The organism is Brevundimonas bullata (assembly GCF_003350205.1).
GTDB lineage: Bacteria > Pseudomonadota > Alphaproteobacteria > Caulobacterales > Caulobacteraceae > Brevundimonas > Brevundimonas bullata.
This window is the reverse complement of record NZ_QLLC01000005.1, coordinates 44,472-57,918: the sequence shown is the minus strand read 5'-3', so window position 1 is coordinate 57,918 and position 13,447 is coordinate 44,472. Positions and strand designations below refer to the sequence as shown.

11 protein-coding genes are annotated in these 13,447 nt (G+C 66.4%); 10 read left to right on the top strand and 1 reads right to left on the bottom strand.

What is annotated here, in order from left to right:
- Positions 1 to 11 precede the first annotated feature (11 nt).
- The 7 genes from guaB (at position 12) to DXK21_RS03485 (ending at position 7,951) form a co-directional block, all read left to right on the top strand.
- Positions 12 to 1,469 carry an IMP dehydrogenase gene (gene guaB / locus DXK21_RS03515; RefSeq protein ID WP_114816398.1) on the top strand — a complete coding sequence of 486 codons (1,458 nt, stop codon included), beginning with the start codon at positions 12 to 14 and terminating at the stop codon, positions 1,467 to 1,469.
- A gap of 137 nt (positions 1,470 to 1,606) precedes the next feature.
- Entirely contained in the window at positions 1,607 to 1,999 is a 393-nt protein-coding gene (locus DXK21_RS03510; RefSeq protein ID WP_114816397.1) for an MAPEG family protein, read from the top strand.
- A 12-nt stretch (positions 2,000 to 2,011) separates the two neighbouring features.
- On the top strand, positions 2,012 to 3,439 hold the full coding sequence (locus tag DXK21_RS03505) for an RsmB/NOP family class I SAM-dependent RNA methyltransferase (protein WP_114816396.1): 1,428 nt from the start codon (positions 2,012 to 2,014) through the stop codon (positions 3,437 to 3,439).
- On the top strand, positions 3,436 to 4,170 hold the full coding sequence (locus DXK21_RS03500; protein WP_245945084.1) for a 5'-methylthioadenosine/S-adenosylhomocysteine nucleosidase: 735 nt from the start codon (positions 3,436 to 3,438) through the stop codon (positions 4,168 to 4,170). Before DXK21_RS03505 ends, DXK21_RS03500 begins: the two co-directional genes overlap by 4 nt.
- Positions 4,167 to 5,729 (top strand): glutamine-hydrolyzing GMP synthase, encoded by a 1,563-nt coding sequence (gene guaA, locus DXK21_RS03495; protein ID WP_114816395.1) that lies wholly within the window; start codon positions 4,167 to 4,169, stop codon positions 5,727 to 5,729. The genes DXK21_RS03500 and guaA overlap by 4 nt, the downstream gene beginning before the upstream one ends.
- 290 nt (positions 5,730 to 6,019) lie before the next feature.
- Positions 6,020 to 7,273: a tyrosine-type recombinase/integrase gene (locus tag DXK21_RS03490; RefSeq protein WP_114816394.1), complete on the top strand. Its 1,254-nt coding sequence runs from the start codon at positions 6,020 to 6,022 to the stop codon at positions 7,271 to 7,273.
- 138 nt (positions 7,274 to 7,411) lie between these two features.
- On the top strand, positions 7,412 to 7,951 hold the full coding sequence (locus DXK21_RS03485; RefSeq protein WP_114816393.1) for a hypothetical protein: 540 nt from the start codon (positions 7,412 to 7,414) through the stop codon (positions 7,949 to 7,951).
- 259 nt (positions 7,952 to 8,210) lie between these two features.
- On the opposite strand, the gene DXK21_RS03480 is transcribed toward DXK21_RS03485, so the two are convergent.
- The gene (locus tag DXK21_RS03480) at positions 8,211 to 8,495 is read right to left on the bottom strand and encodes a helix-turn-helix transcriptional regulator (protein ID WP_008260373.1); all 285 of its coding nucleotides are present in this window, start codon (positions 8,493 to 8,495) and stop codon (positions 8,211 to 8,213) included.
- A gap of 548 nt (positions 8,496 to 9,043) precedes the next feature.
- On the opposite strand from DXK21_RS03480, the gene DXK21_RS03475 reads away from it, so the two are divergent.
- The 3 genes from DXK21_RS03475 (at position 9,044) to DXK21_RS03465 (ending at position 13,213) form a co-directional block, all read left to right on the top strand.
- Complete coding sequence (locus tag DXK21_RS03475) at positions 9,044 to 11,047, top strand: ParB/RepB/Spo0J family partition protein (protein WP_114816392.1); 2,004 nt, start codon at positions 9,044 to 9,046, stop codon at positions 11,045 to 11,047.
- A 183-nt stretch (positions 11,048 to 11,230) separates the two neighbouring features.
- Positions 11,231 to 12,151 (top strand): HEPN domain-containing protein, encoded by a 921-nt coding sequence (locus tag DXK21_RS03470; RefSeq protein WP_114816391.1) that lies wholly within the window; start codon positions 11,231 to 11,233, stop codon positions 12,149 to 12,151.
- 12 nt (positions 12,152 to 12,163) lie between these two features.
- Entirely contained in the window at positions 12,164 to 13,213 is a 1,050-nt protein-coding gene (locus DXK21_RS03465) for a hypothetical protein (RefSeq protein WP_114816390.1), read from the top strand.
- Positions 13,214 to 13,447 lie beyond the last annotated feature (234 nt).

Below are 13,447 nucleotides of genomic sequence, written 5' to 3'. Positions count from 1 at the left end.
GGAGACTCCCTATGGAGATACGCGAAGGCCTAACCTTCGACGATGTTTTGCTCGAACCCGGCCCGTCCGAGATCATGCCAGCGATGGCGGATGTCTCGACCCAGCTGACGCGCAACATCAAACTGAACATCCCGCTGCTGTCGTCCGCCATGGACACAGTGACCGAAAGCCGCCTGGCCATCGCCATGGCGCAGGCCGGCGGCCTGGGCGTGCTTCACCGCAACATGACCATCGAGGAGCAGGCCGAGCAGGTCCGCACCGTCAAACGCTATGAAAGCGGCATGGTCATCAATCCGGTGACGGTGTCGCCCGACACGACCCTGGGCGAGGTCCGCCAGATCGTCGACCGCAAGAAGATCACCGGCTTCCCGGTGGTCGATCCGGCGACGGGCAAGCTGGTCGGCATGCTGACCCACCGCGACATGCGGTTCGAGAGCGATCCCTCGATCAAGGCCTCGGCCCTGATGACCACGGGCGACCTGATCACCGTGCGCGAAGGCGCCGGTCGTGACGAGGCGCGCAACCTGCTGCGCACCCGCAAGATCGAACGCGTCATCGTGGTGGACGAAGACTATCGCGCGGTCGGCCTGATCACGATGAAGGACATCGAGAAGGCCCAGGCCTTCCCGAACGCCGCCAAGGACGAGCAGGGGCGTCTGCTGGTCGGCGCCGCCTCGACCGTCGGCGACGCCGGGTACGAGCGCGCCATGGCCTTGGCCGAAGCGGGTGCTGACGTGGTGGTGATCGACACCGCCCACGGCCACTCGGCCTCGGTGGCCCAGGTGGTCGAGCGCATCAAGCGCGAGAACAACCGTCTGCAGATCATCGCCGGCAACGTCGCCACCTATGACGCCACCCGCGCCCTGATCGACGCCGGCGCCGACGCCGTGAAGGTCGGCATCGGTCCGGGCAGCATCTGCACCACCCGCATCGTCGCGGGCGTGGGCGTGCCGCAACTGACCGCCGTGATGGACGCCGCCCGTGCGGCCAAGGACAGCGGCTCGCCGGTCATCGCCGACGGCGGCATCAAGTATTCGGGCGATCTGGCCAAGGCCATCGCGGCGGGCGCTTCGGTCGCCATGATGGGCTCGATGTTCGCCGGCACGGATGAAAGCCCCGGCGAGGTCTTCCTGTACCAGGGTCGGTCCTACAAGTCGTATCGCGGCATGGGCTCGGTCGGGGCCATGGGCGCCGGCTCGGCGGATCGTTACTTCCAGAAGGAGGTCTCGACCGAGAAGCTGGTGCCTGAGGGCATCGAGGGGCAGACGGCCTACAAGGGGCCGATCTCGCCGGTGCTGCACCAGATGGTCGGGGGGCTTCGCGCCTCCATGGGCTATGTCGGCGCGGCGACCATCAAGGACTTCCAGGACCGCGCCCGCTTCGTGCGCATCACCAATGCGGGCCTGCGCGAAAGCCATGTCCACGACGTGATGATCACGCGCGAGGCGCCGAACTATCGTCAGGGCTAGTGTCATCGTCCGTCATCCTCGCCCTTGTGGCGAGGATCCAGACGCGCGGTGGCTGGCGGCCGTTTTTCGCGGCGGGCGCAGGTGTTTCTGGATCCTAGGCACAAGGCCTAGGATGACGGTTTGACAGGGAGGCGGACGTGACGACTGAACTGACCTATCTGGCTGCGACGCTGGTTCTGGCCCTGGTGCAGATCTTTCTGCCGGCTGGTGCGCGGACCCTGGAGTTCGGCTCCAAGTGGAACGCCGGCGCCCGCGATCAGACGCCTGAATCGCATAACCCTGTCGTCGGCCGCCTCGAAAGAGCCCAGTCGAACCTGTACGAGACCCTGCCGCTGTTCATCGGCGCCGTTCTGATCGCCCACGTCACGGGGGCGGAGAGCGCTCTGACCCTGTGGGGCGCCGCCCTCTATTTCTGGGCGCGCGTCGTCTATGTTCCGCTTTACGCCTTTGGCGTGCCCTATATCCGGTCGCTGGTCTGGCTGGTCTCGCTTGCGGGACTGATCATGATCCTCGCGGCTCTTTTTAACTGATCCGAGACCCGATTGACCCCTGCAGCCCGCCTCGCCGCCGCCGCCTCCGTCCTCGACAGCATCGCCCACAGCCGCCAGCCGGCCGAAGTGGTGCTGAAGGCCTGGGGCGCCGCCAACCGCTATGCGGGGTCCAAGGATCGTCGCGCCATCGCCGACCGCGTCTACAAGGTCATCCGCGCCCGCGGGCGTCTGGTCTGGGCCATGGGCGGTCGTGAAGACGGTCGCGCCCTGGTCATCGGCTCGCTGTCGCTGATCGACGGTCTGTCGCTGGACGAGATCGAGCTGCTGCACTCGGGCGAGGGTTACGGCCCGCGTCCCCTGTCCAAGCAGGAGCGCGCCCGCATCACCGCCGGGCCGGGCGAACTGCCCGGCTGGGTCGCCGCCGGCCTGCCCGAGTTCGTGGTCGAGGACTTCAAGATCACCTTCGGCGACCGCTGGACCGAAGAAGCCCACGAGCTGATGGCGCCGCGCGCGCCTATCGACCTGCGCGTCAACGTGGCCAAGACCACGGTTGCGGGCGTCGAGGCGGAGCTGACCGAGGCCGGCCTGTCGCCCGAGCGCACGCCCTGGTCCGCTGTCGGCCTGCGTCTGTCGGCCGAGCCGCCGCCCAACGTCCAGGCGCTGGAGGCCTTCAAGCAGGGCCATATCGAAATTCAGGACGAAGGCAGCCAGGTCGCCTGCTGGCTGACCGGCGTCGAGCCCGGCATGACCGTCGTCGACTATTGCGCCGGCGGCGGCGGCAAGACCCTGGGTCTGGCCATGATGGGCCAGCCGGTCGTGACCAAGGCGCCCAAGGCTGAAGCCGAGGCTGCGCCGGTCGCCACATGGTCGCCGGTCGGCGGGGAGGGCGCTGCGCCCCAGCCCAAGCCCAAGGCCAAGCCGGTCGAGATCACCAGCACCATCCGCCTGTTCGCCTATGACGTGGTGCAGAAGCGTCTGGACAACATCCGTCCGCGCCTGGCCCGCGCCGGCGTCACCGCCGACCTGCGCCTGCTGGGTCAGAACGGCGGCGGGGTCGAGGACCTGGTGCGTCAGGCCGAAGTGGTTCTGGTCGATGCGCCGTGCAGCGGTTCCGGCACCTGGCGCCGTCGTCCTGAGGACGCCTGGCGTCTGAAGCCGTCCGAAGTCGAGCGCCTGCACGCCTTGCAGGTCCAGATTCTGGACCGCGCCTCGGCCCTGGTGAAGCCCGGCGGGCGTCTGGTCTTCGTCACCTGCTCCATGCTGCGCGGCGAAAACGAGGCCACAGCCGACGCCTTCGAGGAAAACCACCCCGACTTCGCGCCGGTCCCGGTGGCTCAGGCTCTGAACGCCTCGACCCTGACCGACGCGGCGCGCGAGCGTCTGGGTGATCTGGCGGCGGGCGGTCATCGCCTGCGCCTGTCGCCGGCCTCGACCGGCACCGACGGCTTCTTCGCCGCCGTCTATGAGCGGACGGCGTGAGCGAGGGGCGTTCCGAAGACATCTATGGCCTGACGGTCCTGCCCGTCATGGCGGCGCCGGCTGAATACGGCGCCGCCCTTCAGGCGCGGATCACGCCGCTGATGACCGGCATCGGCCCGGTCGAGGCGGCCATCGCCCTGACCGCCGCCCTGACGCGGCTGGAAGCCGAGGACGTCCTGCCGGACCTGATCGTGTCGCTGGGTTCGTGCGGATCGCGCGACCTGGACCATGCGGCGGTCTATCAGGCGTCGTCGGTTTCCTATCGCGACATGGACGCCAGCCCTCTGGGCTTCGAGAAGGGCAAGACGCCGCTGCTGGACCTGCCCGCTGTTCTGCCCCTGCCTTGCCCCATACCCGGCGTGCCGACCGCGACCCTGTCGACCGGGGCCAATGTCGTTTCCGGCGCCGCCTATGACGCCATCGAGGCCGAGATGGTGGACATGGAGACCTTCGCCCTGTTGCGTGTGGCCCAGACGTTTGGCGTGCCCCTGGTCGCCCTGCGCGGCGTCAGCGACGGCAAGAGCGAGCTGACCGGGCTGGAGGACTGGACCTCCACCCTGCATCACGTCGACGCCAACCTGGCCGCCGCCTGGGACCGTCTGACCGAGGTGCTGACGACGCAAGGGTTGGCTGCATTGGCCGATGTCCCGGCTTCGCGACTTGATCCCGACGTCTTCACCCGTCAAGAACCCGCCCCATCAACGCCCGCTTCGGATTCTGAGCCCTCATGACCGCCCCTCATACGCATGAAGCCGTTCTCATCGTCGATTTCGGCAGTCAGGTGACGCAGCTGATCGCGCGGCGCCTGCGCGAAGCCGGCGTCTATTGCGAGATCCATCCGTTCAACAAGGCGGGCGAGGCGCTGAAGACGGTGGCGCCCAGGGCCATCATCCTGTCGGGCGGCCCCAACTCGACGACCGACGCCGACAGCCCCAAGGCTGACCACGCCCTGTTCGAGGCGGGCGTGCCGGTTCTGGGCATCTGCTACGGCGAACAGACCATCTGCGCCGAACTGGGCGGCAAGGTCGAGAGCGGCCACCATCGCGAGTTCGGCCGCGCCGAGATCGTCATCACCCGCGAGAGCCCGCTGTTCGCCGGCATCGGCGCCGTAGATCACCGCGAGACCGTGTGGATGAGCCACGGCGACCGCGTCACCGCCATCCCCGACGGCTTCCACGTCATCGCCACCTCGGAAGGCGCGCCCTACGCCGCCATCGCCAATGAGGAGCGCAAGATCTACGGCGTGCAGTTCCACCCGGAGGTGATGCACACCCCGCGCGGCGCTGTGATCCTGAAGAACTTCACCCACGGCATCGCCGGCCTGACCGGCGACTGGACCATGGCCGCCTATCGCGACGAGCAGATCGCCAAGATCCGCGAGCAGGTCGGCTCGGCCAAGGTGGTCTGCGGCCTGTCGGGCGGCGTGGACTCGTCCGTCGCCGCGGTCCTGATCCACGAAGCCATCGGCGATCAGCTGACCTGCGTTTTCGTGGACACCGGCCTGCTGCGCAAGGATGAGGCCAAGCAGGTCACGGAACTGTTCCGTGAGCACTATAACATCCCGTTGGTGCACGTTGATGCATCGAAGGAATTCCTCGGCGAGCTGGCCGGGATTTCGGACCCGGAGACCAAGCGCAAGACCATTGGCCGCGTGTTCATCGAGATCTTCGACCGCGAGGCCGCCAAGATCGAAGGCGCCGAGTTCCTGGCCCAGGGCACCCTCTATCCCGACGTGATCGAGAGCGTCTCGGCCTCGGGCGGACCGTCGGCGGTGATCAAGAGCCACCACAATGTCGGCGGCCTGCCGGACTTCATGAAGCTGAAGCTGGTCGAGCCCTTGCGCGAACTGTTCAAGGACGAGGTCCGTGCCCTGGGCCGCGAACTGGGCCTGACCGACGCCTTCGTCGGACGCCACCCCTTCCCGGGGCCGGGCCTTGCTATCCGTATTCCGGGCGAGATCACCCCGGAAGCGGTCGCCACCCTGCAAGACGCCGACGCCATCTATCTGGACGAAATCCGCAAGGCCGGTCTCTACGACGACATCTGGCAGGCCTTCGCCGTCCTGCTGCCGGTCAAGACGGTCGGCGTCATGGGCGACGCCCGGACCTATGAGAAGGTCCTGGCCCTGCGCGCCGTCACCTCGACCGACGGCATGACCGCCGACTTCTACCAGTTCCCCTGGGACATCCTGGCCAAGACCGCCACGCGGATCATCAACGAAGTCCGAGGCGTCAACCGCGTCGTCTACGACGTGACGTCGAAGCCCCCCGGCACCATCGAGTGGGAATAGTCCGGACCCTTCGGTAGCATTCGGTATCGCTTCCGAAGCCGCCTCTAAAGGGCTGACAACATTGTGAATTCTGTCGAGACCCTTCGGAGCCATTCGGAGGGTCTTTTTTCGTTTTGTCGGACTGCCCGACGGTACGCCGCTGCATTGATCTGGCGGACTCGGGCTCATACCGTCCTGACATCGGGCCAAGCCCTGACGGTATTCATTTCCAGCAAGTCTCTGAAATGGATGAGAAAAAGCTGTCTTGGCGCGCCCGAATTCGAGGACCGACAGCCAGAGGCGATTATACCGTGCTAACCGACACCGCACTGAAGAATTTGCGTCCGAAAGCAAGGGCTTACAAGAGTACCGACAGGGACGGTATGTACGTCTATGTCTCGACGGGCGGCGCGATCTCATTCCGCTACGACTATCGGTTCAACGGCCGTCGAGAGACCATGACGCTCGGGCGTTACGGTCGGGCCGGGCTGACGCTGGCCCAAGCCCGCGAGCGGCTGATCGAGGTGAAGAAGGCGATCGCAGACGGGGTATCGCCCGCCGTTGAAAAGCAGCGCGCCAAACGTCGCTTGAAGGAAGCTCACGATTTCGCACAGGTCGCCCAGGGCTGGATGGACCGCGCGCCGATGGCGGACAGCACCCGCGACATGCGCCGGGCGATCTTCAATCGGGACATCCTGCCGAAGTGGAAGAACCGTCTGCTAAGCGAGATTACACCTGACGACCTGCGGGCCCACTGCAAGGCGATTGTAGATCGCGGCGCGCCCGCCACGGCGATCCATGTCCGGGATATCGTCAAACAGATCTACGGCTGGGCCATCCTCCACGGCGAGAAGATCGACAACCCTGCGGATGACGTGGGTCCGGCTTCGATCGCCACGTTCCGACCGCGCGATCGGTCACTCACCCCAGCCGAAATCCGCATCATGCTGATGCTCCTCGGCGAGGTGGCGACTCTGCCGACTATCAGGCTCGGCCTGAAGTTCATCCTGCTCAGCATGGTTCGGAAGAGCGAACTTCAGGACGGGGTATGGACCGAGGTGGATTTCGGGAATGCGGTCTGGTCGATTCCGGCCGCCCGCATGAAGCGCTCACGTCCTCACAACGTCTACCTCTCCACCCAGATGCTCGACATCCTGGTCGCTCTAAAGACTTGCGCCGGCAACTCGAAATACATCCTGCCGTCGCGATACGACGCCGATGCGCCGATGTCGCGGGCGACCTTCAACCGCGTCACCAGTGCGATCGCTGAGAGGGCCGGAAAGGGTGGCCTTCCGCTTGAGCCTTTCACCGTCCACGACCTGCGTCGGACGGCCTCGACCCTGCTGCACGAGATGGGCTTCAACTCGGACTGGATCGAGAAAGGGCTCGCTCACGAAGAACGATCTTCGCGAGGCGTCTACAACAAGGCGGAGTTCGAGGCCCAGCGCCGCCACATGGCGCAGGAATGGTCGAACGCCGTGGACGCCTGGGAAGCTGGCCAAGCCTACACTCCGGTCCTGACTGTGTCAGAGACCAGCGCACCGCGTTTCGATCCGAAATTTTGAAATGCATCGGGGGATGCCGACAGAAAATGCAGGGACAAGGACATGATCGGCGCACGGGATAAGGTTGCCGCCACCAGGCGCGCGGCCGTTCGGCCGGGACTGCGCAAGCGGTCGCCGGACCTGTCCCGGTTGTAGATCATGGCCGGGCCGTATTTTCCGCCGCTGAAGGTCGCGGGGCAGACGCTCGCGTTCGACCATCTCGAGCCCTTCGTGCTGGAGATGGCCACCCAGTCGCGTCCGAACGGCGTGAAGATCGATGTCCGGTTCAGCAATCACTGCTTCAGTGAAACCTTCGACGCCGACCAGCACGACCAAACTGCAGTGACGGTCTGGGACGGCCCGAGGCGGCGCGTCTTCTGTCCGATCCGCTACGGGCTGTCGCAGGCGCTCCCGCACATCCTCAAGGGCCTGCCGACGGCGCACGTCTATCAGACGCCGGAGGCGAACTTTCTGCGGATCGGCGTGCGCAACGACGGCGGCGCCGGGGACTACAGGGTCTTCTTCCGTGTCAAGCGCGGCGCCGAAGCTGGCGTCGATCTCAAGCTCTTCGTGGAAAGCGCCTATAGTCCGGAGCCGGCGCAGGCGCTCGCCATCGCACACATGAGCAAGGTTCGCTTCGCCGTCCTGATCGACAAGACGTTGAAGGGCGAGAAGCTGAAGTTTCACCGGAAAAGATAAGGGCGCCCGGAGGCGCCCTTATCAGAAGTCACTCGGTAGCCGCTTCCGGGATCGAAATCCCTATCTCGCTCACGCGTGGACCTCCGAAGAGGCGGGTGAGGCTGTTTCAACCGATCTGGCCTCGGGACGACATATAGCTCGCGGGGGTGAAGAAATCAATTATCGGCCCTGGAAGCCCGTGTCCCGTCCCCCTTGCCTCCGCCATCCCCGGCTGAAGCAGTCGATAATCCGCTCGCCGTTTTCTAAAGCGAGGCGCGGCTTACAGGTGCGGTCGGGAGGCGCCCGGCCCGTCGTGGACGGGGCGTGATCGGCGCAGGCGCACATCCGGAGCCTTGGCCGGCGTGACGGGGGTGCGGCGGCGTTTCTCCAGCCAGGTCTGCACCTCCGACAGATCCCAGACCACGCATCGCGGCGTCAGCCGGAAGCGTCTGGGGAACTCCCCCCGCTGCTCCATCTCCCAGATGGTGCTGTCTGCGAGCGGCACCATCTGGCGCAGTTCCGGTTTCTTGATCGTCCGTGGCAGGGGCGAATGGGTCTGTCCCATGATGCATCTCCTCGTTCGGGTCGATTCGAACCGAAAGATGCCGCAGGGAAAACACGCAGGCCCGCGGTGTTGGTCTTACGGTTCTCAGCACCGTCTGCGCAGACGTCGTCTGATGACGCCCGGTCGCTTAGTCGACGGGTCACCGATCCCAGTCACTCCGCCGCGGTCATCCCGCACCGCAGGATGGGCGCCGCCTTCTTCAGGCTCCTTCCTCGCTGCAACTGGGTATCGTGGCCAGTGACCGATAAGCTCCGGTTCTTAGCGGTCGACTTTGACGACGGAATGCACGGTTCGTCGGGCTTGCAGAGCTAAGGGCTCCGCCCTCGCGCGCGCCAGGGTGAAGCGGCTGCGCCGCCGGACCGGCCGGTCTCCCCGACCTTCCACGCCGACGATCGTCATCATAGCCGCAATCAGGGTCAGGCTTGTGCAGGTCGGGTGATCCCCCTCCGGCCGGTCCGCCCTGGCCCTTGCTACCCCGGTCTCGCCGACGGGCAGGGTTTCAGGCGCGCAGTTCGCGTGCCTGCAACCCAAGCCCAAAGGAGGCAGACATGACTGCTCAATCCACCGAAACCGTCGCGACTGAAGCGACCGCGCCACAACACGGCGCGGAACTCATCGTGCCGCTTAATCGGCTCAAGGCCTCGCCGAAGAACGCGAGGAAGACGCCGCATGCGCCCGCGACCATCGAGGCCCTCGCGGCCTCCATCAAGGCCAAGGGGGTGTTGCAGCCGCCCGTGATCGAGATCGAGCGGACCGAGGAGGGCGAACCTACGGGAAATTACCTAGTGACGATTGGCGAGGGGCGCCGTCAGGGGCTTCGGCTGCTGGCCAAGCGCAAGGCGATCAAGCGGACCCAGCCGGTGCGCGTGATCGTGGACGCCGAGAACGACGCCCACGAGATCAGCCTCGACGAGAACATGACGCGCGAGGCCATGCATCCCGCCGATCAGTTCGAGGCCTTCCAGCGGCTGGCCGTCGAGAAGGGCTACGGCCCCGAGGAGATCGGGGCCCGGTTTGGGGTGTCCGTCCATGTCGTGCGTCAGCGTCTCCGGCTCGGGTCAGCGGCCCCGGAGTTGATGTCGGCCTACCGGGCCGGGACGCTGGCGCTGGACCAACTGACCGCCTTCTGCGTCAGCGAGGATCAGGACCGGCAGCGGCAGGTGCTGGAGCAGGTCGGCCCCCACACCCCGGCCTACGCCATCCGGCGCGCCATGACCGAGGCCAAGGTGAGCGTCGGCGATCGGCGCGTCCGCTTCGTCGGCGTCGAAACCTACGAGGCCGAAGGCGGCGGCATCGTCCGGGATTTGTTCACCGAGGACGGCGGCGGCTGGCTGGAAGACGTGGTCCTGCTGGATCGACTGGTCGGGGAAAAGTTGGCCGGGCTGGCCGATGAGGCGCGCGAGCGGGAGGGCTGGAAATGGGCGGAGCCCGCCCTGGACTATCCGGACGTCTCGGCCTTCGGACGGGTCTATCCGGTGGCTGTCGAACGGTCGGAGGCGGACGCCGCCGAAATCACGGCCCTGTCGGAGGAGTATGACCGGATCGTCTCCGAAGCGGGCGCGGAGGGGCTGTCGCCCGAAGCGGACGCGCGGCTGGAGGAGATCGACAAGGCCTTGCAGGCCTTCGGCCCTGACTTCGACTACGCCGCCGAAGCCAAGACGCGAGCTGGCGTCATGGTGATGCTCGGCCACGACGGATTGGCCCGCTTCGAGCGCGGACTCGTCCGCGCCGAGGACGCGGTGGCGCCGACCCCGGAGGAGGCGGACATCGAGGGCAACGGTGGCGACGCAGACGCCGAGCAGGGCGGGAGCGCACCGGAGCCGGAAGAGGTCGGGAGCGCCCTGTCCGACCGGTTGGTCATCGACCTTACGGCCCACAAGACCATGGGCCTGCGCGACGCGGTGCAGGCCGATGTGGGCGTAGCGTTGGCGACCGTGGTTCATGCCTTGGCGCTGCAGGTCTTCTATCCGGGATATGGCCTCTGGACGCCGCTTCAGCTTCGACTGTCCGTCAGCGGTCTGGAGCGGCTGGCGCCGGGCGTGGACGACGGTCCTGCCGGTCGGCGGGTTCGCGACCGGTGCGAGGCGTGGGGCGCGCGACTGCCCGAGCGCGCCGAGGACCTGTGGGGCGTGGTGTTCGGGTTGGCTCCATCGGACCAGTTGGACCTGATGGCCTGCTGCGCTGGGGTCGGCCTCTACGCCGTGCGGGACCCATACGACCGGCGACCCGGCGCCTTGGCGCAGGCCGAGGCGCTGGCGACGGTGGTCGGCCTCGACATGACCGGGACGTGGTCGGCGACGGCGGCCAGCTACTTCACGCGGGTGCCGAAGACGCGGGTGCTGGAGGCGGTGACGGAGGCCGTCAACGTGGAGGAGGCGGGCCGCATCGCCGGGTTCAAGAAGGTTGACATGGCCGAGGCGGCGGAACGGCTGGTGGAGGGCAAGGGGTGGTTGCCCCCGGTCCTGCGGACGGTGTCCGATGCGGCGGAGCCGGAGGACGAAAGCGCGGACGAACCGCGCGATGACGACGCCTATGCGTTCGCGGCGGAATAGCCGTTGTTCAGAGACTGAAAACTTGCCGCGCGCCCTTTGGGGGCGCGCGGCTTTTTCATGGGCGCCGCCGTGCGGCGGTGAAGACCACCGTTGGCACGGGACAACGCTCGCTCGGGAGGCGGACAGGTTGAAGACGGCGTATTCAGCCTTGCCGTGTGCGCCCGTATCGCGGAGACTCCCGCCATGAAGAAAAGCCTCGATCATCTGCCGCTGCGCAAGCAGGCCGAACTCCGTCAGGTGGTCGAGACCGTGCGCGCAGCGTTCGAGGAGGCCATCTCGACCCGCCGCGCCGCGCGGCTCAAGGACGGCAAGATTCTCAAGGTCATCCTCTACGGCAGCTATGCGCGCGGCGACTGGGTTCATGACCCTGTCGGACGCTACTTCTCGGATTTCGACCTGCTGATCGTGGTCGATCATGAAGACCTGACCGACGGCGAATTCTGGCACGAGGCCGAAAACCGGACCATGCCTATCGGGCCTGACATCCGCACTCCAGTCAGCCTAATCGTCCATTCGCTCGACGACGTAAACGAGCAACTGGATCGCGGGCGCTACTTCTTCGCCGACATCATACGCGAGGGCGTGCTGCTCTACGACACGCCGGGCGCCAAGCTGCACAAGCCGGCGGACCTCAAGGCGCGGGTCGCGCTGGAGGAGGCTGAGCGGCACTATGCGAAGTGGATGTCTAGTTCAGCTGAGTTTCAGGCAGGAGCCGGTTTCTACATAGAGCGAGGCAGTTCGAACTTGGCAGCGTTCTCGCTGCATCAAGCGTCAGAACATCTCTATCACTGCATATTGCTGGTCGTGACGCTCTACAGCGGCAAGGCCCACAACCTCGCCTTCCTGCGCAAGAAGGCCGAGGCCATCGACCCCCGCCTCGCCGAGGCTTGGCCCCGCGAGACCAAGTTCGAACGACGCTGTTTCGAACTCCTGCGCGAGGCCTATGTGAAGGCGCGCTACTCCGAGCACTACAAGATCAGCGCCGAGGAACTGGCCTGGCTGACCGAACGGGTTGATGTGCTGCGGGAGCTGACCGTGAGGGTCTGTCAGGAACGCCTTGGCCAGTTGCGCGACGAGGCTGACGGCGCCGATGAGCAGCCATAGCGCGTAGCCGGAATGTCAGGTCAGACTGAGCTGCCCCGCTACAGCGGCGCAGCCACGATCATTCGCTACGCCGTTTACGTGCATCGCGGGATCATCCCCGCCGAGGATTTGCACGAAACCTTCGACGGCGGGTCGGTCCTCGTCACCTCGTCTCCGGAGCGCGCGATCGCGGAGGGGCTGCCGCCTGCGGCGCATCGGCCGCCCATCGGCTCGATTCTCGGCGGTCCGCCGCCGCCGGCCTGGAGCGCCGACGGCGCGGTTGAACGACTGAGGGCGCGGCTTCGCTCGGGCGCCGCCGTCTGTATCCGTCTGCAGCGTGCGTGCAGTCATGCCGAAATGACGCTGGGCTGGCGCGACGCGGTCGGCCTGGGTTTTCCGATCGGCGCGACCGAGGCCGAAGTGGCCGATCTGGTTTCCGATGAGACCCGGGTGCTCACCGCACTCTCCCTGAGCATCCCCGCCAACCATTCCCCCGAGTTCAGCCTGTTCGATCGCACCACGCTTGTGCGCATTCCGACGGACGACCGGCCTGTGAGCGTCGTGACACTCACGGCGCCTACAGCCAGCGCCTGGGTCGCGGGGCGCGAAGACACGGTCGATCGCGATCGTTTCCGAACCGTGATCACGGCTGAAGCGCTGTCCGACCTGGGTCTCGTTCATTCCGCTTTCGATCACATGGTGAGTCCGCTGCCTGGCTTCCTGGCCGCGTGGGCGGCCATCGAACGGATCATCAACGGCGCCTTTCAGGCCAGCCTTGCACGGATCGAAGCCGGAGCGCTGGGCATGATCCATCCTCTGATCGCCAAGGTGCTCGAGCGGCGCACGGCGGAAGACTACCGACCCAGCATCACCGACAACTTCCTGCTGACCTGTTTCGGCTGGGGATCAGACGATCTGGAGAGCGATGCGCGGGCCTTCAAACAGGTCAATCGCCTCAGACAGGGCATCTACCATCGCGGCGATCTGGCGGACCTCCACCGCGCGCGTGATGAGGCATCGACCCTGCTGCGACGTCTTCTGACTCTTCAGATGACCACCTCGACCTCGTCTGAGGACTCCTGAAAGGCGTTCGACTGTCCCGCCGACGGCTCGTTCGGGCGACCTGATCGAGGATGGCGCCTGCGCCATGCCGACCACCAAGCGGGAGCGAATATCGCCCCCCCGCCACGGCCGTCGGATCGTGCTTCTGCGGCCCGAGGCGGGTGCGGCCTGGCTCGACCTTCAGCGTCCCGGGTCTGATGCAGGGCCGGCTCTGCCCGCAGGGCGCCTCGACGTCGAGACGGTCTTCTCGAGCAC